This is a genomic window from Faecalibacterium prausnitzii, from assembly GCF_003324185.1.
GTDB classification, from domain to species: domain Bacteria; phylum Bacillota; class Clostridia; order Oscillospirales; family Ruminococcaceae; genus Faecalibacterium; species Faecalibacterium prausnitzii.
Map to the genome: position 1 here is coordinate 92,203 of NZ_PXUP01000010.1, position 24,950 is coordinate 117,152.

Annotated in this window: 26 protein-coding genes and 1 tRNA gene; 11 read left to right on the forward strand and 16 right to left on the reverse strand. The window is 52.9% G+C overall.

The features are described from left to right. Positions 1–75 precede the first annotated feature (75 nt). From C7J97_RS08480 to mscL, 3 genes are all read left to right on the forward strand, one after another. A complete protein-coding gene (locus tag C7J97_RS08480) occupies positions 76–303 on the forward strand; it encodes a DUF1653 domain-containing protein (protein WP_044960207.1) in 228 nt (75 codons plus the stop codon). Between the two features lie 88 nt (positions 304–391). Next, the gene (locus C7J97_RS08485; protein ID WP_113992632.1) at positions 392–1,420 is read left to right on the forward strand and encodes a hypothetical protein; all 1,029 of its coding nucleotides are present in this window, start codon (positions 392–394) and stop codon (positions 1,418–1,420) included. 220 nt (positions 1,421–1,640) lie between these two features. Continuing rightward, positions 1,641–2,090, forward strand: a complete 450-nt coding sequence (gene mscL / locus C7J97_RS08490; protein ID WP_113992631.1) for a large conductance mechanosensitive channel protein MscL — start codon at positions 1,641–1,643, stop codon at positions 2,088–2,090. Positions 2,091–2,241: 151 nt separating this feature from the next. Here mscL and C7J97_RS08495 read toward each other — a convergent pair whose 3' ends face one another. Continuing rightward, positions 2,242–3,789 (reverse strand): alkaline phosphatase, encoded by a 1,548-nt coding sequence (locus C7J97_RS08495; RefSeq protein ID WP_113992630.1) that lies wholly within the window; start codon positions 3,787–3,789, stop codon positions 2,242–2,244. 309 nt (positions 3,790–4,098) lie between these two features. On the opposite strand from C7J97_RS08495, the gene C7J97_RS08500 reads away from it, so the two are divergent. From C7J97_RS08500 to C7J97_RS08510, 3 genes are all read left to right on the forward strand, one after another. Continuing rightward, positions 4,099–4,920, forward strand: coding sequence for a Cof-type HAD-IIB family hydrolase (locus C7J97_RS08500; RefSeq protein WP_005922828.1), 822 nt, complete (start codon positions 4,099–4,101; stop codon positions 4,918–4,920). Between the two features lie 19 nt (positions 4,921–4,939). Next, positions 4,940–5,920 carry a 3'-5' exonuclease gene (locus C7J97_RS08505; protein WP_242983474.1) on the forward strand — a complete coding sequence of 327 codons (981 nt, stop codon included), beginning with the start codon at positions 4,940–4,942 and terminating at the stop codon, positions 5,918–5,920. 94 nt (positions 5,921–6,014) lie between these two features. Further along, positions 6,015–6,692, forward strand: coding sequence for a TVP38/TMEM64 family protein (locus C7J97_RS08510; protein ID WP_242983475.1), 678 nt, complete (start codon positions 6,015–6,017; stop codon positions 6,690–6,692). 119 nt (positions 6,693–6,811) lie between these two features. Here the strand turns inward: C7J97_RS08510 and C7J97_RS08515 are convergent, their stop codons facing one another. Continuing rightward, positions 6,812–7,765, reverse strand: a complete 954-nt coding sequence (locus tag C7J97_RS08515; protein ID WP_113992627.1) for a SurA N-terminal domain-containing protein — start codon at positions 7,763–7,765, stop codon at positions 6,812–6,814. Positions 7,766–7,781: 16 nt separating this feature from the next. Next, positions 7,782–8,159, reverse strand: coding sequence for a DUF3592 domain-containing protein (locus C7J97_RS08520; RefSeq protein WP_113992626.1), 378 nt, complete (start codon positions 8,157–8,159; stop codon positions 7,782–7,784). Between the two features lie 398 nt (positions 8,160–8,557). On the opposite strand from C7J97_RS08520, the gene C7J97_RS08525 reads away from it, so the two are divergent. After that, a tRNA-Leu gene (locus C7J97_RS08525) sits at positions 8,558–8,644 on the forward strand. A gap of 48 nt (positions 8,645–8,692) precedes the next feature. Here the strand turns inward: C7J97_RS08525 and C7J97_RS08530 are convergent. From C7J97_RS08530 to C7J97_RS15365, 9 genes are all read right to left on the reverse strand, one after another. Further along, positions 8,693–10,402: a recombinase family protein gene (locus C7J97_RS08530; RefSeq protein ID WP_113992625.1), complete on the reverse strand. Its 1,710-nt coding sequence runs from the start codon at positions 10,400–10,402 to the stop codon at positions 8,693–8,695. 98 nt (positions 10,403–10,500) lie between these two features. Beyond that, positions 10,501–10,686, reverse strand: a complete 186-nt coding sequence (locus C7J97_RS08535; RefSeq protein WP_113992624.1) for a hypothetical protein — start codon at positions 10,684–10,686, stop codon at positions 10,501–10,503. A gap of 374 nt (positions 10,687–11,060) precedes the next feature. Continuing rightward, entirely contained in the window at positions 11,061–11,303 is a 243-nt protein-coding gene (locus C7J97_RS08540; RefSeq protein WP_113992623.1) for a helix-turn-helix domain-containing protein, read from the reverse strand. Next, positions 11,296–11,847: a sigma factor-like helix-turn-helix DNA-binding protein gene (locus tag C7J97_RS08545; RefSeq protein ID WP_113992622.1), complete on the reverse strand. Its 552-nt coding sequence runs from the start codon at positions 11,845–11,847 to the stop codon at positions 11,296–11,298. The genes C7J97_RS08540 and C7J97_RS08545 overlap by 8 nt, the downstream gene beginning before the upstream one ends. Before the next feature lie 413 nt (positions 11,848–12,260). Then, positions 12,261–13,337: an ABC transporter permease gene (locus tag C7J97_RS08550; protein ID WP_113992621.1), complete on the reverse strand. Its 1,077-nt coding sequence runs from the start codon at positions 13,335–13,337 to the stop codon at positions 12,261–12,263. Next, positions 13,334–14,209, reverse strand: coding sequence for an ABC transporter ATP-binding protein (locus C7J97_RS08555; protein ID WP_097782607.1), 876 nt, complete (start codon positions 14,207–14,209; stop codon positions 13,334–13,336). Before C7J97_RS08555 ends, C7J97_RS08550 begins: the two co-directional genes overlap by 4 nt. Positions 14,210–14,295: 86 nt before the next feature. Then, entirely contained in the window at positions 14,296–15,474 is a 1,179-nt protein-coding gene (locus C7J97_RS08560) for a sensor histidine kinase (RefSeq protein WP_113992620.1), read from the reverse strand. Further along, on the reverse strand, positions 15,462–16,136 hold the full coding sequence (locus C7J97_RS08565; protein ID WP_113992619.1) for a response regulator transcription factor: 675 nt from the start codon (positions 16,134–16,136) through the stop codon (positions 15,462–15,464). Before C7J97_RS08565 ends, C7J97_RS08560 begins: the two co-directional genes overlap by 13 nt. A gap of 43 nt (positions 16,137–16,179) precedes the next feature. Further along, the gene (locus C7J97_RS15365) at positions 16,180–16,365 is read right to left on the reverse strand and encodes a MerR family transcriptional regulator (RefSeq protein ID WP_097782604.1); all 186 of its coding nucleotides are present in this window, start codon (positions 16,363–16,365) and stop codon (positions 16,180–16,182) included. Between the two features lie 174 nt (positions 16,366–16,539). Here C7J97_RS15365 and C7J97_RS08575 point away from each other — a divergent pair, with 174 nt between their 5' ends. The 4 genes from C7J97_RS08575 (at position 16,540) to C7J97_RS08590 (ending at position 19,250) form a co-directional block, all read left to right on the forward strand. After that, positions 16,540–16,923 carry a helix-turn-helix transcriptional regulator gene (locus C7J97_RS08575; RefSeq protein ID WP_113992676.1) on the forward strand — a complete coding sequence of 128 codons (384 nt, stop codon included), beginning with the start codon at positions 16,540–16,542 and terminating at the stop codon, positions 16,921–16,923. Between the two features lie 253 nt (positions 16,924–17,176). Further along, positions 17,177–17,506 (forward strand): plasmid mobilization protein, encoded by a 330-nt coding sequence (locus tag C7J97_RS08580; RefSeq protein ID WP_113992618.1) that lies wholly within the window; start codon positions 17,177–17,179, stop codon positions 17,504–17,506. Beyond that, the gene (locus C7J97_RS08585; RefSeq protein WP_113992617.1) at positions 17,467–18,813 is read left to right on the forward strand and encodes a relaxase/mobilization nuclease domain-containing protein; all 1,347 of its coding nucleotides are present in this window, start codon (positions 17,467–17,469) and stop codon (positions 18,811–18,813) included. Before C7J97_RS08580 ends, C7J97_RS08585 begins: the two co-directional genes overlap by 40 nt. An 83-nt stretch (positions 18,814–18,896) precedes the next feature. Then, complete coding sequence (locus tag C7J97_RS08590) at positions 18,897–19,250, forward strand: DUF6050 family protein (protein ID WP_113992616.1); 354 nt, start codon at positions 18,897–18,899, stop codon at positions 19,248–19,250. Positions 19,251–19,298: 48 nt separating this feature from the next. On the opposite strand, the gene C7J97_RS08595 is transcribed toward C7J97_RS08590, so the two are convergent. From C7J97_RS08595 to C7J97_RS08615, 4 genes are all read right to left on the reverse strand, one after another. Beyond that, positions 19,299–20,243, reverse strand: coding sequence for a hypothetical protein (locus C7J97_RS08595; RefSeq protein ID WP_113992615.1), 945 nt, complete (start codon positions 20,241–20,243; stop codon positions 19,299–19,301). Positions 20,244–20,719: 476 nt separating this feature from the next. Then, a complete protein-coding gene (locus tag C7J97_RS15375; protein ID WP_113992613.1) occupies positions 20,720–22,570 on the reverse strand; it encodes an antirestriction protein ArdA in 1,851 nt (616 codons plus the stop codon). Between the two features lie 12 nt (positions 22,571–22,582). Continuing rightward, on the reverse strand, positions 22,583–23,062 hold the full coding sequence (locus C7J97_RS08610) for a hypothetical protein (protein ID WP_113992612.1): 480 nt from the start codon (positions 23,060–23,062) through the stop codon (positions 22,583–22,585). Continuing rightward, on the reverse strand, positions 23,049–24,950 hold a 1,902-nt coding region (locus tag C7J97_RS08615; protein WP_423240879.1), incomplete at its 5' end, for a type IA DNA topoisomerase. The genes C7J97_RS08615 and C7J97_RS08610, both read right to left, overlap by 14 nt.

Sequence of the window (24,950 nt, forward strand, 5' to 3'; positions counted from 1 at the left end):
ATAACATAAGGTTTGTGGGCTGCTGCACCCGCCCGGCGCAGCAGCCCTTTTTTGAAGAAAGAGAAGGAAACAGTTATGAAGGAACTGCAATATCCGGTGCGCCCCGGGCGCTACCGCCACTTTAAAGGCAACGAATATCAGGTGCTGGGCGTGGCACGCCACAGCGAGACCGAGGAGGAAATGGTGGTGTACCGCGCCCTGTACGGCGAGGGCGGGCTGTGGGTGCGCCCCGCCGCCATGTGGCTGGAAACCGTGACCCGGGACGGCGTTACCCAGCCCCGCTTTACCTATATCGGGGAGTGATGCGCCCGGCTTGAATCCCGTTATTGACCCTAGGATTATTTTGCGGTAAAATGTGAGTATGATACCAAATAACAAAGGAGGTTTTCGTATGAAGGCCAAACGATGGATCTCGCTCCTGCTCGCAGTCAGCATGATGCTTGGTGTACTGGCAATGCCTGCTTCGGCGGCAGCTCAGCAGCCGGAAAGCACCGCTGTTGTCAGCGAGGAACTGCCCGATGCCGCAGCGCTGAGCGCGGCAGAGGATGAAAATGATATTGTCAACATCCGCATCCGGGCGACCGGAAACCTTGTCTATGGTTCCGATTATAAGCTGGAGGTGGAGACCCGGCCCGAAAACACCCAGTATATTGCCGTGGTGCTGGGCACCAGCGGCGAAGCCTACGGCTATGTGACCCTGATGATCTCGGATAAGCTGCGCACTTTGCTCAAGCTGATCCCCCTGCCCAAAAAGATGTCCCAGACCCCGGACCAGGCCGAGGAATTCAATGTATACAGCTACCTCAAGCAGCTGATCGACGGCAACGATGTCGGCGTGCTGCTGCGGGTGGCGGACGAAGTAGTGTCGGTGATGGACACCGTCAGCTTCTTTGTCCCGGCCAGCTACCTGACCACGGTGAAGAATGTTTCCAACGGCATGAAGCTGGCGCTGAGCCTGATCCGCAAGTATCTGCCCGAGGGTGCGCTGAGCCGCATCTATCTGGACGAGCAGCCCAAGGACAGCGGCAAGTACTTTGCCGGTGCCATCGCGCTGGAAAGCAGCGATATCAACGCCGCCGGGTTTGCCATGTTCAAGATCAAGCCCAAGACCGAAAACGTCAGCCTGAGCTGGGCAGCCGATGCCCCGGCCAGCATGACCGTCTCTCAGCTGCAAAGCGCTGATCTGACCGCCAAGGTGATCTCGGACGGACAGGTGGCTGAAAACGGCAAGGTGAGCTACACCTACAAGAAAAAGACCTTCCTGTGCTTCAGCAGCAAAATAAACGGCGTGCCCACCGAGCCCGGCACCTACACCCAGACCGCCAAGGCGGGGGGCAACTACTCCTGCAGTACCATCAGCCGCACCATTACGGTGACTGCTGACCCGCAGCCTGCTGCCGCAGAGCAGCCCGCGGCATAAGCATCTTTATAGCACATAAACCGGCAGAAAATTATTTTTGAATTGGACGATCCCGGAAAGTCTGCGGACTTTCCGGGATCGTTTTTTCACGAGAGAGGCTACTTTTTATTTTCTATAAAAGGGGTTGCTTTACTCTTGCAAATCGCCGCACGATACGCTATTATAAAAATAAAAGAACCCCTTGCGGTAAAAAAAGGGGATAAGAAGGAGCGGTTTATCTATGGAAGAGAAAAAAAGCGGCATCAAAAAGTTCTTTGAAGAGTTCAAAGCGTTTGCCATGCGCGGCAACGTGCTGGACATGGCAGTGGGCGTTGTCATCGGCGGTGCCTTCACCGCCATCGTCACCGCGCTGGTGGAGGACATCATCAACCCGCTGATCGGCCTGTTCTTCAAGGCGGATTTTTCCGATGTGGTCATCGGACTGGGCGGCTCCAGCATCAAGATCGGCGAGTTCGTCAACTCCGTCATCAACTTCCTCATCGTGGCCTTTGTGCTGTTCGTTGTGATCAAGTTTGTCAACTCCCTGCATAAAAAGCCCGAGGCACCCGTCGCACCGGAGGAGCCCACCACCAAGGTGTGCCCCTACTGCCAGAGCGAGATCTCCATCAAGGCTGTGCGCTGCCCCCACTGCACCTCCAAGCTGGAGGGCTTTCCCGAAATGAAGGCCTGAAGCATTCAGCATTGACATTACAACAAAACCCTCCCCGTCGGGCGCAGTCTTTGCGCTTGCGGCAGGGAGGGTTTTGCACATTTTGCGGCTTGGTTGTGGAAAAGTGGAACAGGAAGTGAGGTGGGAAAATCAGGGGTTCTTACTTACTGTCTTACTGAACCTTGGTCAGCTCAGCCAGCTTGTGGTAGATCTCGGTGTTGTCGTATACACCGCCGAACTTCTCGGCACCGACACCCATGGCGTACACGTTGACCATGGCACCGGTGTGGGCGTAGGTGGTGTGGTCCATACCTGACTTGTGGTTGATGGTGTGGCAGACAGCCATGCTGAAGGGGATGTAGGTACCGTACAGCTCGTAATCCTGCTGGCTCATCTTGCTCTGGCTGGAGGAACCCACCTGCAGGGTGCGCTCGTAGGCCTTGCGCAGGTTCTCCACCTCGTAGTCGGTCAGCAGCAGCTTGCCTGCGCTGGCGGCAGCGGGGTCGGTGGGCAGGGTCAGGCCAAAGACGTTCTTCACGTCCTGCATGGCAGTCTCAAAGGGGGTCTTGTTGGCAATGTAGCCCTGCACATAGGTGGAATCGAACTTTGCGTAGGACATCTTCTGGTGTGCCAGATTGGTCAGGAAGGTGTCGTAGTTGGTGGTCTTGTAGCCGATGGCCATGCCGCCGGTCTCGTGGTCGGCGGTGACAAGGATCAAAGTCTCGTTGGGGTGGGCATTGTAGAAGTCCACCGCAGCCTGCACCGCGTTGCTCATCTCCAGCACATCGTGGATGGAAGCAGCGGCATCGTTGGCGTGGCAGGCCCAGTCGATCTTGCCGGACTCGGTCATCAGGAAGAAGCCCTTCTTGTTGTTCAGCAGTTCAATGCCCTTTTTGACATAGTCGGTCAGCTGCCACTCGCCGTTGGCAGCGTCCATGGCGTAGTTCATGGCCTTGCCATCGCCCAGATTCTCGGCAATGATCAGGGTCTTGCCAGCACCGGCGGTCAGGGCAGCGGCACCGGCCTGCGTGGTGACCACGTTGTAACCGGCGTTGGCAGCCACGGTATGGTTGTCGGGGCCGGTGCCATCGCCGTTCACCTTCTGGAACTCGCCGCCGGCAAAGTACTCAAAGCCGGAGTTTGCCAGCTCCACGCCGATCTCGTAGTAGTTCTTGCGGGTCTTCTGGTGGGCATAGAAGGCAGCGGGGGTGGCGTGGTCGATGTTCACGGTGGAGATGACGCCCACCTTATAGCCCTTCTGGGCGTGCAGCTTTTCGGCAATGGTTTCGTAGGGCACATCGCGGGTCCAGGGGCACATATTGATGACGCCGCTCTCGGTCTTGTGGCCGGTGGCGATGGAGGTTGCGGTGGAAGCAGAGTCCGGGCAGAAGGAGGTGCTGTCGTAGGTGGTCACGCTGCCCACCTGCGGGAAGCTGGTAAAGCTCAGGTCAGCCTCGGTCACAGCGCCGTTGTTGTCCACAGTGCCCTTGTAGAAGCGTGCGGACTGGATCTGGGCAGTGCCCATGCCATCGCCGATGAACAGGAAAACGTACTTGGGCTTTTTGAACACGTCCAGCAGACCGTTCTCTTCGTCTGCTGCGGCAGAAGCATCCGTCTCGGCGGCGTGAACGGCTACGGGTGCAGCCGACAGCATCCCCACTGCCGATGCCACGGCACCGGCTTTCAGGAAGCTGCGGCGGGAAATTTTCGCATTCTTCATAACAGATATCCTCTCTTTTTTCAGCCCGGCTTGGGGCGGTTCTACTATTTCTTGTGGGAACACCTGTATTGTAGCGCACCGCCCGCAGCGGCGAAACCAGCCCCGTGTAACACTTAGGTAAACCTTTGGCGCACGGAAGAGCGGCGGTGTAAAATGCGGGCAAAACAGGTAAAATCTGCCTGTAACGCCCGCCGCCGAGGCACTTTTTGCACCGAACCGCCCTGCAAGGGTTGCAAGCAGGGGGCTTTTCATTGTACAATAGAAAGAGCAAGCTGAGATATACTTCTATAATGAGAGGATCTTTTAAATATGTCTGATATCAAAGTGCTGGCGCTGGATCTGGATGGCACCCTGACCAACGACCAGAAACTCGTCACCCCGCGCACCCGCGCCGCGCTGGACGCCGCCATTGAAAAAGGCGTTACCATCGTGCTGGCGTCCGGTCGGCCCACCGCCGGCATCCAGCCGCTTGCTGAGGAGCTGGGGTTGGACAAAAAGGGCGGCTGCATCCTGTCCTACAACGGCGGCAAGATCGTGGACTGCCGCACCGGCGAGACGCTGGTGGAAAAGACGCTGGACCCCGCCCTTGTACCCGAGCTGTGCGCCTTTGCCGCCGCGCAGGATATTGCCATCCTGACCTATAACCGCGAGGGCATCGTCTGTGAGCGGGACAAGGACGAGTGGGCCAACAAGGAGTGCTTTACCACCAAGCTGCCCATGATCCATGTGGACGATCTGGCATCCTATGTGAACTACCCCGTGTGCAAGATGCTTATCACGCTGGACCCCGCCCGCCGGGACGCGGTGTGCGCCGCCGGACAGCAGCAGTTTGCGGGCCGCGCCGACCTGTACCCCTCCAGCCCCTTCTTTATCGAGGCGGTGCCGCTGGGCGTAGCCAAGGACGGCAGTCTGGCAGAGCTTCTGCGCCGCATGGGGTTGACCCGCGAGAACCTGATGGCCTGCGGCGATGGCCTGAACGACCGCTCCATGATCGCCTACGCCGGGGTGGGCGTGGCCATGCAGAACGCCGAGCAGCCGGTAAAGGACTGCGCCGACTATGTGACCACCGCCGACAACAACCACGACGGCGTGGCCGAGGCCGTGGAGAAGTTTATTTTACGAGAGGACTAACAAAGCAATGCCGCGTAACTTGGTTTTATTTGATCTGGAATGGAACATCGGCTACCAGCCGTATACCTTTAACTACCATGGGGTGCAGCAGACCCTGCGGGGCGAGATCGTGGAGATCGGCGCTGTAAAGATCGACGAGGATGCCAATGTGCTGGACACCTTTTCCATCCATCTGCGTCCCCGCATCTTCCGCAAATTGCAGCACCATATCGCCAAGGTGACCGGCCTGACGCAGGCCGATCTGGACAAGGGCGAGCCCATCGTGCAGGGACTGCGCCGCTTTATGCAGTGGTGCGGCCCGGATGCCGAGTTTGCCGAGTGGGGTCTGGATGACGTGCCGGTGCTCAAGCAGAATCTGTTCCTGTGCAACCTGGACGAGTCTAGGCCCACCGTCTGGTACGATTTGCAGCAGGTCTTTCTGCGGGAGCATCCCCGCAAGGAGGGCGAGGGCATGACGCTGGAAAGCGTGGTCACCCGCATGGGCATCCCCATGGAGCGCCCTTTCCACGATGCGCTTTCCGATACTCTGTACACCGCCGACGTCTGCCGCCTGCTGGATCTGCGCGCCGGGCTTGCCGCCTACCCCACTGAGGACGAGGCGCTGCGCCAGAGCCTGTGCCAGAACCCCGGCGACTACCGGGACTTTACGGTGTTCCACGGCTATGTGGAGCAGTACGCATGGCGGGCTGAGCCAAAGATCAGCCAGATGCCCTGCCCGGAGTGCGGCACCACCCTGCAGCCGGACGAGATTTGGCTGAAAAAGGGCAGCAACAGCTGGTATACCCTGTGCCAGTGCCCCAGCTGCACCGGCAGCGGCAACGCCGCCGGGCAGGGCGTGTTCCAGCGGTACAAGCTGTCCCGCCGGGACGGCCTGCACTGGAGCTTTGCCCGCTGCGCCCAGATGCCGGATGCCGAAAGCCTTGCCCGCTGGGAAAAACTGCGCACCGCCCAGCTGGAGCGGATGCGCGCCAAGGCTGAAAAGCAGGCTGCGGAAAAATAAAGGCAGGAAAATCCTCTTCCGTTTCGTAGTATAGATAACAGAGCACAGAACGTGTCGAAAAATGCACACTCTGTTCATGGCTCTGTCATAGAGAATGGATATACTAAGCATGATGCAGCCTGCCCGGGAACGTCCCGGCACCGCTGCACAGAAAGGGATCGGACACAGGATGCAAACCGCACTGATGGGCTGGGTGCACCAGCTTGGAACACTGGAATATTGGGAGGCGCTGCTGGTGGGCTTTGAGGGGCTGGGCCCCCTTGTGCCCATTTTGCTGGCGATGGTGGAGTCCTTTTTTCCGCCGCTGCCGCTGATTGCCATTGTGGCGCTGAACGTAGCCGCACACGGCGGTCTGCTGGGCTTTTTGTACAGCTGGGCAGGCGTAGCGCTGGGCGGCATCATCATGTTTTTATTCTGGCGGCGGCTCATCAAGCGCTTTTTCTGGAAAGTAGCCAGCCGCTCCCCTAAGCTGGAAAAGGCACAGCAGTGGGTGAACCGCTTCGATACCTCGTCCCTGTTCATGCTGTCGCTGCTGCCCTTCACCCCCACCTCCTTCATGCACTTTGCCTTCGGGATGTCGGACTTTGACGAAAGGCGCTACCTGCGCGCTGTCCTTTTGGGCAAGGGGCTGATGGTGGCCATGATGGCTGTCTTTGGGCAGTCGCTGGTCAGCGCTCTGAAAAACCCGGTCTACCTTGTGCTCGCAGTCCTGCTGTGGGGCGGGATGTACTGGGTGAGCAAAAGATTCTGCCGGAAGCATCATCTGGAATAAAAGAATAACATTCGGGACAGCGGAAGTACCTGCGGGTGCGCCGCTGTCTCTTTTTTTGCAGAAAAAAGCCATGGCGGGCAGTCTGCAGACTGCCCGCCATGGCATGAGAACCATCATTTTTATTTTGCTTCCGGTTCCTGCACAAGGGGTTCGGACGGCGGTGGGGTGAGGGTGGAATGCGCCACCACAAAGGCCGCAGCCTTTGCCCGGGCAAGGCGCTGGCGCACCTTGCGGGTGTCGTTGGCGGGGAAGGTGCGCTCTCCGTCCAGCTTTTCGTTCCAGTGCGCAAGAGCAGCGTTCACCTCGGCTTCGGTGGGCTGTAAGCCCTCCCGCTCAGCCACCAGCAAAAGCCCCAGCCAGCTGCGCAGCTTGCGCTCTGCCTGCCGGTGCAGCCACTGCCGGAACTGTTCTACCGTCTGCCCGCGCACGGCTAAGAACTGGTCAAAGTTGACGCCGTTAGCCTGTAAGCTCAGATTGAACTGCCGCTGCTCGGCAAAGTAGTTGCCCGCTTCCAGCCGCTTTGGCACCGGGCCGGTCACCTCATCGCCCAGCTGCCAGACCAGCTCCTTCTCTGCCCTGTCCTTGGCCTGTGCGCAGCGCTTTGCGTAGAGCTCCCGGGTCACCCGGTCGCGCAGCGCGGCCTTGCCTGCGGCATCGGCGGCGCGCTCTTCATCACCGTAGCTGCGGTTGATCTCCAGTTCAATGGTCAACCGGCGCAGCGGGTGGGGTTCGATAGCTTGCACAAAGCCGGTGTCCCGTCCCAGCTCCAGCGGCGGCAGGGTGTAAAACTGTGCCCCCGCCCGGAAGCCCTCGGCCTTGTTGACCGCCAGCAGCTCAAAATCCGGGTCGGTCACCGGTACAAGCTGCTGCTCCTGCACCAGCTGCCGGTAAAGGGGGTCAAAGCCCTCCAGAATGGTGCGGTTCACCGCTGCCGTCAGCAGTTCTTCCTCGTCCTGCGGGGCGTCCGGGGCGGCCTGCTCCTTTGCAAGCGCAGCGGCCAGCTCCTCCGCGCTTGCCGTGAATACCAACCGGCAGTCCCCCGGCTCAGCCATGCCGAAATGTTCCAGTTTCATGTGGTGTCCCTCCTTCTCAGCGGTTCATGATGCCGACCATCAGCACCAGCAGCGCCACGCCGATGCCAGCGTACAGCAGCTCGGCACCCAGCACGGACTTGTCGCCCTCTACGAACATCTTCTCCGGGGCATCGGGGTCGTAGTACAGGGTGACCACGCTGCCCTCGGCAAAGGGCTTGCCTTTGGCGGGCTTGGGGTACTGCAGCCGGTGGCTGCCGCCTGCGGTGGTAAACTCCAGCACATAGGCAGCGCCGTCCCGGTTCTGCACCGTGCCGCTTACCGTTGCCTGCACGCAGACGCCTTTGGTGCGCAGCTGCTGCCGCGCCCGCACGCTGCGCAGCGCCATGTAAAACATGATCAGCGCGCCCACCAGAAAAATAATCACATTCAGCATCGTTTTCCCTCGTTTTTCCGTAATCGCCGGGCGGTGCCCGGACGTATAGACAGTATCGCATAATTCTAAGTGCCGATACGGCGCGCGAGGTGCGGCAGATGCTAAGCCAAAAGCGCAGATAATACTTTGTGTATTATTGAGCATTTTGGCAACGCAGATGCCGTGCCGCAGCCGCCGGAACGGTGCTTAAGCCGTCAGGCGGGAATTGTGCGGTACTGTCTATCGTTTATTGTACCATAATCTGCCCTAAAAAGCGCCCCGCAGCCGCTATCCAGAGTGCACCAACTTTGCTGCAAAAATTTGTCGAATAATTTTGAAATTAAGCCTTGACATTTCCTTTGTATCTGGTATAATAACTATCGTTCCCGGCGCTACGGCGCAGGAACACAACAGAATATGCGGATATGGCGGAATTGGCAGACGCGTTAGATTCAGGTTCTAATCGGGGCAACTCGGTGGAGGTTCAAGTCCTCTTATCCGCACCATGGCGAGTGTTCTTATAGCATTTGAAAGGCTGTAAGAACACTCGCTTTTTATACAGCGAGTTCACAGGGGGCGTAGTTGACGACTACGCCTTTTCTTGTATTTACGGACACTTCCGGGATCGGCAGGGGCAGCACCGTTGGAATCTCAATCGTTCCGACGCAGTTATAGTGGATGCGAAGCCGCTGCTCCCATACGCCGTCGATCTTCTCAGCATTGAATACTTCAATCTTCTCAATCAGTTCATTCAGCATCCTGGGCGTCAGTTTTCTCGCTCTGGTGTACTTGCGGACAAGACCGATAAACATATCCGTTGTCATGGAACGGCTGCTCTGCTTCTCTATTTCGGAGCGGAGCTTTTTTATTTTCTCCGACAGTTCCTTTTGCTCGTCCTCATACCGCCGGGACATTTTTGCGAAGCGGTCATCGGAGAGCTTGCCGGAAACATTGTCCTCATAGATGCGCTCAAAAAGGCCGTCCAATTCTTCATCACGGGCAAGGAGCGTTCTTAGCTCTTTTTCCTTCAGCTTGCGGTCTGTCTGTTCCGCCTGCTTGGAATGACCGATCACAGCTTTTACAAATTCGTCCTCATAGAGGCTGGCGAATTTCATTAAGCGCCGTATCTCTCCCAGCACTACTTCCTCCAGGAAGTCTACGCGGACATAATGGGTAGAGGTGCAGGTGCCGCGATTGCCCTTGTAGTTGGAGCAGTTGAAATACTTGATCTCCGGATTGCCCTGATTGAAGTGAAAGTGAAGGTTACTGCCGCAATCGGCGCAGACCAACAGGCCGGAAAACATATTGTGTTCTCCATTGTTGGTGCGGCGCTTACGGATTTTGCCCCGCTTCTGCTGCACCTGCGCATACACAGCACGCTCGATGATCGCCTCATGGACGTCCTGGAACACCACCCAATTCTCACGGTCATTGTCGATTCGCTTCTTATTCTTGTAGGATTTGGAATAAGTTTTGAAATTGAGAATGTCACCACAGTATTCCTGCAGGGAGAGAATTTTGGTTATTGTGGAGCTGTTCCACTTGGTAGGAGGCTGCTGTTTGCCCTTGCCGGGGCGTTTGATGCCCTTCGTGAGCCAGTAGGCCCGCGGGGTCAGGACATCGTCCTTTTCAAGCTGGGCGGCAATCTGCTCTGTTCCGAACCCCTCCAAAGTCATGCTGTAAACGCGGCGCACAACCTGGGCTGCCTCGTCATCCACGATCCAATGCTTCGGATCATTCGGGTCCTTGATGTAACCATAGGGAGGCTGGCCCATCGGCTCACCGGCATTGCCCTTGATCTTATTGCTGATGCGCCGCTTTTTGCTGATATCGCGGGCATACCACTCGTTGAACAGGTTGCGGATCGGGGCAAGCTCATTTTCGCCCTCTGCCGTGTCGATGTTATCCGAAACGGCCACCAAGCGGATATCATGGTTCGGGAAAAATTCTTCCGTCAGCCGTCCGACCTCAATGTAGTTTCGCCCCAGGCGGGAAAGGTCTTTGACAAAGACGGCGGCGGCTTTTCCCTGTTCCAACTGGCAGATCATTTCTACAAAACCAGGGCGATCCATCGTCACGCCGGAAATGCCGTCATCCAGAAAATGAACCAGATTTGTGTAGCCCTTTTCCTTTGCGACTTTGGCAAGCAGTTTCTTTTGATTGCCGATGCTGTAGCTTTCGCCTTCAAGATTATCGTCACGGGAAAGCCTTTCATAGAGAAAGGCGGTCACGTCACGGGATTTTTTGTTATTCGACTGTTTCATAAGTCCTCCTTCCGTCAAGGCAGTCGAATAGCAAATATACTTGTACGAACACATTATACCGCCATTTGCTGCCTCTGTCAGCCGGGTTTGAAAGCTATTTACAGCTTTTCACTCTCGGACTTCATCAGGCGAAGGAGAACGCTACCCAGGGTATCCGGGCTTTCTTCTTTGAAAACCGGCTCAACAACGAACGACCGATTGCCAATGTGATAGGTCGTTTTTGCATCCAGAGGATTTTTCTCTGGTCTGCTGGTCTTGCCGGGATTTGTAGCTTTATCTTGCATGATAAAATCCCCTTTCATAAAGCATAAAGATAGCAATGAAAGAGGCAAAACGGACGGCTGCTGGCACAGCTCCACGGGAGTCTAACCCCGGCCCATGCTGATGGGTGCGGCGCACAATGCTTTTTGGGCGTTCAATGCGCGAGTATCTTTGACCCTGCCCGTGTGTCATCGCCCGCAAGCTGCCACGCTTGCTTTGCGGTCTGGTGTTTCTCGCTCTCTCCGCATGGAGGTCATGGCGCACCGACCGTATGGCTCGGCACAAACAGGAATGTATCCGTTTGCCTTATACTGCGGCGCTGGCCTCCCAACGGGCTTTCTTTGTCAAGGTGCGGAACACACCATGCGGAAAGGGGAACGCACGGCGGTCATCTGAATCAGGTCAGGTCAAAATCCAGAATCGCAATAATCAGCTTCGTTTCCAGTCTGCGGCGCAGATCATCGTCCACCTGAGAATGAGGACAGCCCTGAGGATCATAGCTTGTCCTTGTGGAAAGCGCCGCTATGTAGCCGGAGTAGTGGCCGATCACACGGTTTACCGCGTCAGGGTCGCCCTGGACAGCGGCGGTAATGACCGGATAAGGAAGAAGATTATTCCGGGAAGCTGCGGTGTCACGCATCCGTATCACCTCCCATCAGCTCTTTCAGCAGCCGATAGGATTTCAGCCTGCGGTTGTTGATCGTCCTGCGGGCCAGGTTCATACGCTCCGCGATCTCACGGTCCGCCATTTCCAGGAACCAGTACATCAGAAGGATATCCCGGTTGTCCTGAGGCAAGGCGTTCAGCGCATCGGCCAGCAGATCGTTTTCGATCAGGATCACATCACCGCCAAGAATGAAGGTGTTGTACTCCCAGGGATAACGGTCATAGGCCGCAAGCTGCTCCATTGCGTCCTCCGGCAGTTCGCTGAAAGGGATGCTGTGCTTCTTCCTGCGGCTGATCTCTCGATAGCCATTGCAGGCCTCGCACTTCAAGACCTTTTTGCAAAAGCTGTCAAAGGCGTGCTGCTTGTGTTCGGCGTGGCGATCAGGTTTCATGTTCTCACCTCCCTTCGTGCCGGGAGGCAGTTCTTTTCTTCCCCTTTCGCCCACTACTCGTTCTGCGGAAGGCTGTTTTGGCCAGCTCTGCCGGGAAAAATCAAAATTATTTTTTCTGTCGCTCATTTGTGCGCTCCTTTCGTCCTGATCGGGTGGGTGGCCGGATCAGGCAAAGGGCGGAGCGCGGGGACAGTAGAAACATCCCCGATAACGACAAAAAGCGCCTGTCTGCAAAACGCAGACAGGCGCAGAAGAATTATAAAATCTATTTACATGATTTCTGTGTTCATACTCATAGCCGGAATAGTCCGATGGAGGGGCTACGCTTTTTTTAACTGGTGCAGATCATGGACGTTGCGAAAAAGCAAAAAGGACACGGCAATACCTCCCAGATACCGCCGTGTCCTTAAAAAAGGGCGACTTTAACACACCCCCCGTATTCTTATTTTTCGAAAAGAAAACGGCGGCTTTGATTTCGTATTAAAGCCGCCGTTTTTTATTTCGCGCAAATCTGCTGTTAGCGGCTCTGTGCGAATGATTTATAAAACTTGATGCTTTGCAAATACACGGCGAGAGATACCTGCACCAACTCCCAAAAAGAGCAGTGCTGCCGGGATTGCCCATATCGCATACAGCATCCCGTTACTCATTTGTTCCACCGACAGGAGCGAAATGGCCAGTACATGATAGATCGGAAGAAGTCCAACCAATCGGAACAATGGATTTACTTCGGTGATCGGCAGCAAAACGGGAAAAAGAAAAATTGCCATCGCCGCAACCAAAGCTACAATCTGATTTTTACTGATTGCAGATAGGAACAGTGTAATTCCCGTAACGCTAAGCGTACAGGTAAATGCCAGCAGAATTTGATATTTGAGCAGCGTACCGCAGGTGATATTAAAAGGGATAAACGCTTCCACATAGTCACTGGGGGCAAATAGAATACTGCAATCCAACCCTTCTGTTCCATAAAAAACAAAAGCAAGAAGCAGGTTAAATGCTGCAATCAGCGTGGTAGTGAGAATGGCGGTGATAATACCTGCAACCACCTTTGCAGTAGCGCATTTGGTTTTACCGTACTTGCTTGTCAATATGATATTATCAACACCTTCATACTCGCCGGAGAAAATCGGAGCAAGCATGATGATAACCGCAAGAGCAAGCGCGACAAAAACCCGCACCATGTTTCGGCTGGTGGAAAGCCAACCGTCCACATAGCCAATTTTGATTTCTTCATTGCCAAATACATCAGAAACACTTAATCCGTTCCAATTTCCCTCTTTATCAGAAAACCGTGAAAAGGCTGCCGATTGCATGGCGTTTTGATAAACATAGATTGCACTCAATCCATGTAAATCTGATGTCGGTGCAAAATCAGACATCATTTGCTGCACTTTTTTGTCTGTCAGGATTCCTTCATATTTCGCTGCAATTTCCTTGTCGATTTCTACTGCTGTTTTGCCAGTACCTTTACCGATATTTTGGTCAAACGCATATTTGTTTTGAAAGGTGGAAAAGGATAGCAAGGCAGAAAACAGGATAATTCCAATTAGAGCGATGAGCGCCAAACGCTTTGAAAACACTTTCCGCAGTTCAAAAAGAATCAGTTTTTTCATTCTTCACAGCCCCCTTTGAAATAGAACAGGTACAAATCTTCCAAAGTAGGCTGCACCCTTACTGCATTTTCCATCGGCGGACGATCTCCAATGATCCGTAAAATTGTCTGGTTTTCGCTGGTGTTTCGCAAGTTGCTTGTGTTGTAGGCAGCCGCGTATTTTTCCGCATAGGCAGTCGGAACCGTACATTCCCACACTTGGCCGTCGATTTCAGAAGTGATCTCCTGCGGATTTCCAAAGTGAATGATTTGCCCGGATTTCATCATGATGATTTCCTCCGCAATAAACTCCACATCGGAAACAATATGCGTAGACAGGATCACAATGCGGTCTTTGGAAAAGGCGCTGATCAAATTGCGGAAACGGACGCGTTCTTTCGGGTCAAGCCCCGCCGTCGGCTCGTCTAAAATCAAAATATGGGGGTCATTGAGCATGGCCTGTGCAATCCCCAAACGCTGCTTCATGCCCCCGGAAAAGGTTTTGATTTTGTGCTTACTTTCTCTCGATAAGTCTACTGCTTCCAGCAGCTCCTTTGACTTCTTCCGCGCCGCCTTCTCGTCCAATCCTTTTAGGGCAGAAACATAGAGCAGAAAGTCAAACGCTGAAAAATCCGGGTAATATCCGAAGTGCTGGGGCAAGTAGCCCAAAAGATTGCGATAGCGTTCACCCAGCCCCACAATGTTTTTCCCGTTCAGCAGAATTTTCCCGGAAGTAGGATTTTGGATATTGCAGAGCAGACGCATAAGCGTTGTTTTCCCTGCGCCATTTGCACCCAGTAAGCCGTAGACGCCATTTGTTAAGGTAATATTCAAATTGTCCACGGCGGTTTTGGAACCGAACTTTTTTGTCAGTCCGATCGTTTTTAATTCCATAAAAAGCCCCTTTCTCCATAGGGAGCAAAAAAATACTCTCCATGTGTTTTCATGGAGAGTATAGAGGGAAAATATCTACTTTTTATCTACAAGGCAGGAGATTTGAAGTAGGCGGATACCTTTGCCCCGGATGCAGTATTTTCGATCTTCAAATAGCCGTTGTGGTGTTCACAAAGCAGCTTGCAAATATACAGCCCAAGTCCAAAGTGCTCGGAATGGTTGCTTTCCTCTGTGTAATATGGACTGGTGGCTTTTTGCAGACCGTTTTTGTCAAACCCCTTTCCATCATCCGATACGGAAAGCAGCAGACCATTGTCACGCAAGGCAAAAGAGATTGTCACCGCAGTCCGGGCATACCGAACCGCGTTGGAGATCAGGTTATTGCTGACCTGTGAAACAAAGGCCCCATCAAGGGATAACTGCGAAACAGGCATGTCATTTTGTAAAATCAATTCTTTTCCGTTTTTCGCACATACGATTTTTGCGCTGTCATACAAAGAAGATGCCACTGTCTGCAAGTCTATCAACTTGTACTCCGGCTGCGCATCTTCCATGCGCCTAAGATTGCTCATACTGCTCACATAGCTTTCCATACGGGAGATATGTTTGCCCATTATGGCGGCGGTTTCTTGTGTTTGAGGATTTTCGCTGGCTTGCAGCATTTCATTATAGCCTTTTAGTACTGTTAGAGGGGTACGCAAATCGTGAGCAAAAGCGGCGTTGAGTGCTTTTCGTTCTTCAACTTGCCGCCACATTTTAGAGAAATTGTCCGCAAGGGTTGTCCGCATGATTTCAAAGGACGCGCAAAGCTGCCCCAATTCATCGTTGTTATCATAGTCGATTGAAAAGTCCAAGTCATTGTTCGCTATTTTTTCAGAAGCAGTCCGCAGTTCCACAAGCGGCTTTTTCAGCCTGTTTCTGTAAAACAGCAGCGCAGCAGCGATAATACAGAATGCAGAATAGATAGGAGTTGCAACAATGGGAAGTTTCTCCAGTAGCGCAATGGTACGCTCGTCCTCTTTAGACATCGGGACGGGCACTGTCCCGATGTAAGCGCCGTCGCCCAACTGTTCCCCCTGTTCATTTGTCAAATAATATTTTTCGCCGGACGGGGGATAAGATGCTCTGATACCTTCGGCAGCATTACCACAGATTGAAAAAGTCGTTACGGATAGAAAGACTGCGAGTACAACAAAGGCAATTATATAGAGAACAAGGCTTTTTCGGAGAGATAAATAGTGCTTGCGGCAATTTACTTGACCCATTTGTATCCACACCCCCAAACCGTTTCAATATATATGCGGTCGGTATATGCCGCGATTTTGGATCGTATTCTGCGGATATGCTCTGCCACAACGCTGCTGTCGCCCTCGCTGTCATAACCCCAAATACGCTCATATATCCGTTCTTTATCAAAGATCTGTCCTGGATTTTGAGAAAGCAGTTCCACAATATCAAATTCCTTTTTTGCAAGACCGACACGCTTATCGCCAAAGAACAAGCAACGTTCTGAATAGTCAATCGTCAAATCACCGGAAAACTTGACTTGTGCTTCAAAATTGTGTCGTGCTTCCCGGCGCAGATGAGCGCGCACCCGCGCGTCAAGTTCCATAAGTGAAAAGGGCTTCACAATGTAATCATCGCCGCCAACAGTAAAGCCTTTTACCTTATCTGTATCTTCGATTCGAGCAGTCAGAAAAAGGATCGGGCAGGATATGTGATCGCGGATACGCTTGCAAACTTCTAACCCGTCTTTTCCGGGCATATTGATGTCAAGCAAAATAATATCCGGTTGTTTTTCCACTTGCTTTAGTGCTTCTGCACCATTGAAAGCGGGCAGGACACGAAAGCCCTTGCTTTCAAAAAAGCTGCCGAGCATAGAAACAATGTCGCTTTCATCGTCAGCGATTAAGATTTTTGCTCCCACTTTACACACCTCCTAACAATTAAGTGTAGTGCTCATTTTTCAACTATTTATCAATTATCTTACTGTCTATTCTTCTCCCGTCAACAGGCTTTTCCGCGTCTTTGGGTATCAACCAAATGCGGCTGAACTTTACCGCGCCGGGTATGCGCTCACCCTCGCAAAGTTTCTGCACCCGTCTTTCGGAAATGCCCCATTTTGCCGCCACTTCCGCACAAGATACATATTCCATACAAGCACCCGTCCTTTCTGTTCAAAACCTACCATGATATATTATATACGGTCAAACGAATAATAGCAATAGACCGAATGTGAATAATAGGAAGTATTTAAGCTAACACAATGAACTAATAAGGCATATCCTTGAAAACGAGGTGAACAGTAGAATGTAGTAGGGTGAATGGATATGTCTAAAAGAACGAAGAAAGATAAGCGGCCTGTTGCGAAAATCGACTTCAAGCCGTATGGCGCAGCAATCAAAGCCGGGCGCACAAAGCAGAAAGAATCCCGGAATAAGGCAGCTGATGCGCTGTTTATTTCGCCGCGCTATCTCGCCAACATCGAGAATAAGGGACAGCATCCCAGCGTACAGGTATTCTTAGAGCTGATGTCCCGGTATCATATCTCCGTGGATCAGATTCTTCATGGCGAAGCTATGGAGGGCAAGTCTACGGAGCGTATGCAGTTTGAAACGCTGTTGGACGAGCTGACGGATGCGGAAATCAAAATCCTTACGGCAACGGCGCAAGCGCTACTGGATGCAAGAGCAGACAGCGAGGGAGAAAATTGAATACGGTGTAAGGAACGCTATGAACAGGTAGTTCATGGCGTTTTTCTTTTGCAAAATCCGCAGATGTGGCCAAAAGGCCCCATTCAGATTGTAGTATGGGTAGCGGAAGGAATACGGGGGTACGAAGTAGTCAGCAAGCACAGCAAGTGTAGCCACACTTGCGGATTTTTCTTCTTTTCAGGTCCCTTGCCCGAAAAGAGAAAACTGCTTGTTGGGATATCCCAAACCCTTATGAGAAACGGAGGTATCCGCTATGGCGAACAGGAAACGGCCCATCGTTCTTCGCTGCCCGGTGACGGCGGAGGAACGGGCTTTGATTGAACAGAAGATGGCTCAGCTCCCCACCCAGCGGATCGGTGCCTATCTCCGCAAGATGGCGATTGACGGGTATATCATCTATACAGATACCGCAGATATCAAGGCGTTCACCAAAGAGCTTTCCGCCATCGGCCGGAACATCAATCAGATCGCCAAGCGGATCAACGCCGGAGGTCCTGCGTATCAGGCCGACATGGACGAGATACGGGAAAGGCTGGACGAGATATGGCAGTTACAAAGACACATCCTATCAAGTCAACGCTGAAAGCAGCCATTGACTATATCTGCAACCCGGAGAAAACAGACGGGAAGCTCCTGGTATCCGCCTATGGCTGCTCCGTCGAAACTGCGGATATCGAATTTGCCTGGACCCGCCGCCATGCCATCGACAAGGGAACGAACCTGGGCCGACACCTGATCCAAGCCTTTCAGCCTGGGGAGGTTACGCCGGAACAGGCCCATGAAATAGGCATGGAACTTGCAAAAGAAATCTTGGGCGGCAAGTATGAATTTGTACTTACCACCCACATAGACAAAGATCATGTTCATAACCACTTGATTTTCAATGCGGTCAGCTTTCAGGATCACAAGCACTATCACTCCAATAAGCGGAGCTATCACTTCATCCGCCGCACTTCGGACAGGCTTTGCAAAGAACACGGTCTGTCCGTCATCATCCCCGGACAGGACAAGGGCAAAAGCTATATTGAACATCAGACCACGCAAAACGGCACCAGTTATAAGGCGAAGCTGAAAGCTGCTATTGACCGGCTCCTGCCAGCCTGTTCCAACCTGGAAGAACTGCTTCGCCGCCTGCAGAGAGAAGGCTATGAGATCAAGCGTGGCAAATATATCTCCGCCAGAGCGCCGGATCAGGAACGGTTTACCCGTCTGAAAACCTTGGGGATGGACTACACCGAAGAAGCCCTTGCCGCCCGGATTGCCGGACGCGCCAGACCTTCCCGCCAACCGAAACAGCAGAATGGAAAGATCAGTCTGCTCATTGATATCCAGAACAACATCAAGGCGCAGCAGAGTGCAGGCTATCGCCGCTGGGCGACCATCGAAAATCTGAAACGGATCGCGGATACCTCCAACTTTTTGACGGAGCATGGTATCGGCAGTTATGAAGAATTGTTGGATCGGTGCGAGGTGGCATCCGCCTCCGCTGCCCGGCTGAAAGCGGACCTTCGGGATACCGGGGCGAAAATCGACGAGCTGGCCTTGAAGATGAAGCACGTCGCCGCCTACCGCCAGCTCAAGTCAATCTATGACCGCTATAAGGCGTCCAGGGATAAGGAAAAGTTTCTGCGAGGGCATGAGAGCGAGATCATCCTTTTTGAAGCCGCCGCCAGGGAGTGTAAGCGGCTGGGTGCGGTTCCGCTGCCTGCCACAGAGCGGATGCAGGCCGAAATAGACGAGCTCAACGCAAGAAAAGCCATTCTAAAAGCTGAATTGCAGAAAGCCCAGCGGAAAGAACAGGACTATGCTGCCATGCGTCAGAATGTGGAGGATTTTCTTTCCCCGCCGCAGCCGGAGCAGGAGCGGAAAAAGAATGTGGAGCTGGAATAAATCCGTTTTCTGCGTTTTATCCTGGGCTTTTGTCAGAACATCAAATATAATAACGATATAGACATATCAAAGGAGGCGAGCCTATGACGAGAGGCGAAGCAATAAAGGATTTCTTTTGCAAGACGATCCTGCCCGTGGCGGCCGCCGCGCTGCTGTACTGCATCTTCCGGTCCGCTTGCGTGAAAGCCGGTGAGCTGGACTACCTATGGTTATGGATACTCTGCGGGCTGCCGTTCGGCATCTGGCGGCTGCGCCTCTGGATCATACCAGGCGGCGGCTCCCTGGGCAGTGGGATCGCCTTGTTCGCGCTGAACTTTATTCTGGCCGGGATCATCGGCGGTTTCGTTCTGGTCTGGCGGCTGATCGTGGCGGTGTGGTATGTGCCGCTGACGGTGTGGTATGTGCCGCTGACGGTGTGGAGATTGATAGTTGGATGACTACACTTAAAACACAAACCGGAGGGATAATACCCTCCGGTTTCTTAATCATTCCGTGTCCGCAAAAAAATCATATGCATTTTCTTTGTTAAAGTAGTAGTTTGCTATCACTCGGTTTCGTCTTTGATAGTATTCTTTTAGATATAGATTTGAAATGATTGTAACAGCATCAATAACACTTGAAAGCAGTTTAGCAATATCTTCATCTTCTATTTTAATGAGCGGGATGTCTACTCGATCTTTCCATCTTCTGAACGTAGATGTGGACTCAAAGCGCTTGTCTACTTGTCCGTTATTATGTACTATCATGTTCCGAAGGTTCACAATATCCAGTAAATCATCCCAAGTTTCAGCGTTCAAATTCTTTCGTATTTCAATTCCAAATGCCTTTTTGTAGATATCATTTGTTTTTTCAATATTCATAAAGTCGTTCCCAGTATACTTGCGAACAATTTTTTCCAAGAAGCTATCTTTTTTAGATTCACAACTTATGAAGAGTAAGGCCTCAAAATAATCCCTAAATAGAACCTCGATAATAGATGCCAGTTCAATTATTTCGATTTGATAGCAGTCATACGCCAATAGCCACTTCTCTGTTTCAGGTCGATGTTCCGCAACTGCCTGAATACTAATACGATTCATTCGTTTAATACGAACAAAGCGAGCCAGATGCTTTTGTATATTTTTTAGCGTAGATGTTCGGCCACAAGAATGGCAAAAATTATATCCAGCAGTCTTAGATTCTTTCTTATCGTGAATGCATAAGGAAACTGTCCCACAATAAGGGCAACAAAGTTGGTATAGTTGAAATCTTCTGAGGTGCATATTCTTAAAAAAATCCTCAGAAGTTAATGGCTTTCGTTTGATTCTTTTGCAATAGCCAGCATAGAATGAGTAGTAAAGTTTCTTCATATAGTTCAAATGTTGATTGGAGAATTTCGCCAGAAATTCCTCGTCTACCAAGGCATACATCTCATTATCTGCTTTTTCCATAAAGCGATTCCTCTCATAGCAAACATTTTTCTCTAATCCTGACGCAAACAACCATATCCTTATATTTTATAATTATAGCAGTTATTTTTCCAATTTACAAATATCTTCATTTTGCAAAAAGAAAAAAGCGGGAGTACAGCCAATCGGATGAACCGAAAAGCTGTACTCCCGTTTTATGTGTCAGAAAGTGTTTGAAATCAAGCTTTTTTCTTCATGTACCAGCAAACAGACCGACACATGAGAAATCATAAAGGCTCCCTTTGAAAATACGGATACAGGGAATTATTTTGCGGTTTTTCCACCCCTATCTTCACATATTTTAGACCGTTTGGAATTGTAATGCGGACAAGCGACCAGACACGCCCTAAAACTCTGCTTGCAGCCGTGAACACATTTTTTACAAATATGGTTATACTGCCGCCTGCCGTTCTCGCCCAGGAAGAACGCCCATTCCAGCCGCCACTTCTTGCTTCGGCTCATAGGCAGTCATGCTCCGGCACATCACGGCCGGGCTTCTTGCCCTCCGGGGGCTTGTGCTCAGCACACTCCCGTTTGGCATCCTCTAACCGCTCACGGATGGAAGGCTTCTCCGGCGTTGTCCGATCTGCGTACTCCTGGGCTTTTTCCAATTCTTCGCCGCGTCTGCCGTTGTTGATAACGCCATCGATCATCCCGTAGTCATCTTCCAGCGTCATTTCCGCCGTGCGGAGGGGATTGTCCTGTTCCGGCTGCTGCGCGAGGACAGCAAAAGCCCGTGTGCCGTTGCCCATGATGAGATATTTCCCATCGTCAGACTGATGGTGAACCCCATATCCCGCCGCCTCCATTTGTTCCCGCGTCATATTGGTCACACAAAAGCTGCCTCTGGGTGTGCTGATCCGCTCCTGCGTCGCCATCTGATCCGGCGTGGGGATCGTGACCTCCGCTGCCCGTTCCGGCTGCAAAAATTCCGGCACCTGGGAGAAGCCAAAGCGGTCACAGTAATGCGCGGTGTTCTCCCCGTCCTGATGCAGCACCACAATATCGGACACGGACAGGGAGTGCCCCTTGAAGTCTGCCGGGTGGTTGATATTAAATCGGGTATAGATGCTTTCCAAACTGTCCTGCTCTGTCAGCGGGGCGGTGTAGACCAGTTCATAGTTCTCCGGCTTTACAGAAAGGCCATTGTTGCGGATGGCATCCAACGGCTCAAAGCGGTAATCCAATGTTTCATTGCCGCTTTTCAGTTGGTAGATGGAAAAGGTATCTCTCGGAACGGCCTGCGCCTGCTCCGCAATGTCGGCGGGCGTCTGCACATAGGCGGCCGCCTCCGCTGCATACTCCCGTTCTGCCTTTTCCGCAAAGGCCAGCATTTCGTCAATACGGGACTTGTCCGGATTCTCCAACGCTGCCTTGATCTCGGCGGGGTCGAAGTCCAGAAATTCCTCATAGCCTGTGGCATCCTTGAACTTTTCAATCTCCGACGGAAGATAGTCCTCCTGCGTCTGACCCAGCGCCGCCAGCTTTTCATCCAGAGCGGAAATGCGTCCCGCCATCAGGTTTTCGTAAACTTCTTCCTTTGCGGCGTGCGCCTCCGGGTGCTCCGCCGCATACTGCGGATCGTTCTGACGGAAAAACTCGTCCATGTCAAAGGCAATATCCATGGCCCATTCGGATTTTTCTTCTTCGGGAAGATCGTCTTGAAAGGTCATCACCCGGTACTCGTCGGGGATGCTGCCGCGTTCGCCGTCGTAAAACTCATGGAAGCTGCTGCCGGTATCCCAGACATACCCCTGATCCGTGAAGGTGCCGTTTTCCTCCAACGCAACGTCCCGGCCGTAGGCCTCATAGTCGATGTAATTCTGCAAATGCTCTGGCACCTGCATAACGTCCAGTTCTTCGATGTAATAGCGGCCCAGATCGTCATAGTCATGGATATCGGGGTAAACCTCATAGCAATCCAGATTCTCGGTGAGGTTGATGATCTCCTGCAGGCTGCCGCAATGGTCGCCCATTTCCATACCGGCCTGAAACTGTGCGTATTCGCTTTCGCTCATCTCATCCAGCTTCGATGCCAGATAATTCAGCTCGTCCAGATTTTCGTATTCGCCCAGCTTGTCATAGAGGCCATCCACATAGCAGTCATAATCCGTGATGAACCATTCCTCATAGGGCTGGCCGAAGTCATCCTTCTGGCCGATCCCGATCCGCTTAAACACTTCCTTCAATTCCTCGGCGGTGGTGGGAAACTTCACCCACTCGCCCACAAGTTCGCCCTCATTGTACTTCCCAAGATTGGTGATAAAGGCGGCAAAGGGATAATCCTTGTCGTGATCGTAATATGGCATATCAGAACCTCCTTACAGTTCCGGCGCAGATTTTTCTTTATGGGGCTGCGCCTTGCATTTCTCCGCACATTCCTTCTTGCCCTGTTCCAGCCGTTCCCGGATGGAGGGCTTTTTCTCCGGCTCCGCAGGGCGTTCATGCACCCACTCGTCGCCGGAGAGAGAAATATATCCGTGTTCCGTAAAATGACCCTGTTCCTCCTGCATGGCGTACTTGCCAAACGGAACAGGGTCGATTGCTTTCAGAAGTTCCGGGGGTAACGGCGTATCCATGTGCTGTGCCAGATACCGCCAGCCCAGATCGTTCAGGTCATGGATGTTTGGTTCAAATACGAAATAGTCGATGTTGTCCGCAAACTCCTTAAATTGTTCTGGTGTTATCAGCTTGAAGGGTGACGCCTGCACCGCCGCCAGCAGCTCCCGGTCCTCCGGGGAGAGGGCGGCCACCGCCGCCCTCACTTTGGGTAAATGTTCCAAAGCCTTATTTTCTGCCATCAGCACCAACCTTTCTTTTCAGAAATTCCAGCTTGAAATTGATGTACTTGTCGCCCGTGTCGTCCAGGATCACCGCAGCGTCATAGGTGGCTTGCTTCTTTTCGGACCACATTCCATTGACATTGGTGCGGCCCCTTTTCAAAAGGTCCGCCGCCATCTTCTTTGTCAGTTCCTTCTTGCGGCTCGTCCAGAAGCGGTCATTTTTCCAGAGGACGAAATCGCAGGACCGATCCGAACACGCAAAGTTCTTCTTGCCCTCATAAACCGGCTGACCGCAGCGGGGGCAGGTACCGATCACTTCCTTCTCCGGGGCAAACAGCCTTTTGCCATCCTCGGTAATGCAGGAATAGGTGGAAACAATCTCCCGGACCATCGTGCGGATATCGCCCATGAAGGTGTCCGGGTCAGCGCCGCCCTTTGCGATTTCCGTCAATTTCTGTTCCCATTCCGCTGTCAGCATGGGAGAGGTCAGTGGCTCCGGCAGAATCGTGACAAGGTTGATACCGGCTTTTGTGGGGATCAGGCTCTTGCCCTTGCGTTCCACAAATCCGGCAGCCACCAGCTTTTCGATGATAGCCGCCCTGGTCGCAGGCGTGCCAAGACCTTTTCGCTCTGCCTCATCGGGAATATCATCCTTGCCTGCGTTCTCCATAGCGGACAGGAGGGTATCTTCCGTGAATGGTTTCGGGGGCTGCGTGAAATGCTCGGTGACAGCAACCTCTGCGCCGTCAAAAGTCTGCCCTTCGGTGAAGTCCGGGAGCATACCGCCGTCTCCGTCCACAGGCTTTTCTTTTAGGGAGGTACGGAAAATGCGGTCGATTTCCCGCCATCCTTCGGAGAGGATGCGTTTGCCCTTTGCGGTAAAGGAATGGCCGCCGCAGTCAAAAGTTGCCGTGACCGCCTCATACACATACGGCTCCGCCGATGCACACAGCAGTTTGCAACAGACCAGCAGAAGCAAGTTGCGTTCGCCCAGGGGCAGAGCTTTGATATCCACTTTTTCAATCTCCATCGTGGGAATAATGGCGTGATGGTCGGATACGTCCTTGTCGGAGATCATGGCCTCCACCAGCGGGAAGAAGTTGCCGCTGCCATCAAAGGGCGGCAGCTTTGCCGCCAGGTGGATCACGCAGGAAGCCGTTTCTGCCATGTCGGAGGTCAGATACCGGCTGTCCGTGCGGGGATAGGTCAGCAGTTTCTTTTCGTAGAGGCTCTGGGCATAGTCAAGGGTCTGTTTCGCCGTGTATCCAAACAGGCGGTTTGCCTCCCGCTGCAAGGTGGTGAGGTCATAGAGCTTCGGCGGCTGTTCCTTCTTCTGTTCCTTCGTGACAGAAGTACAGGTGACGGCCGCACCCTTGCACATGGCCGCTGCCTGTTCCGCCTCCGTCGGATCGGTGAACTTCTCTGACACCGCCTCGATCCCGTCCAGCGTCAGGCACAGCAGATGATATTTTTCCTTGTGAAACAGTGTGATCTTTGCATCACGATCCGCCAGCATTGCCAGCGTGGGCGTCTGAACACGGCCCACATTCAAGGTGCGGTGATAGAGAACGGAGAAAAGGCGCGTGGCATTGATCCCCACCAGCCAATCCGCTTTCTGGCGGCAGAGGGCAGATTGATACAGGGCTTCATAATCGGTGCCGGGGCGCAGATCAGAAAAGCCCTCCCGGATGGCGCTGTCCTCCATCGAGGAAATCCAGAGGCGAAGGATAGGCTTGCGGCAGCCAGCCATTTCATACACCAGACGGAAGATCAGCTCGCCTTCACGCCCGGCATCTGTAGGATAGTTCTCGGAGGTGACTTTTCTGACTTTGTTACTCGATGGCATCCAATGGGCCGATAAAGCGGTAGAAAATCTGGATTTTCTGGACGTATTCGCCATCGACCT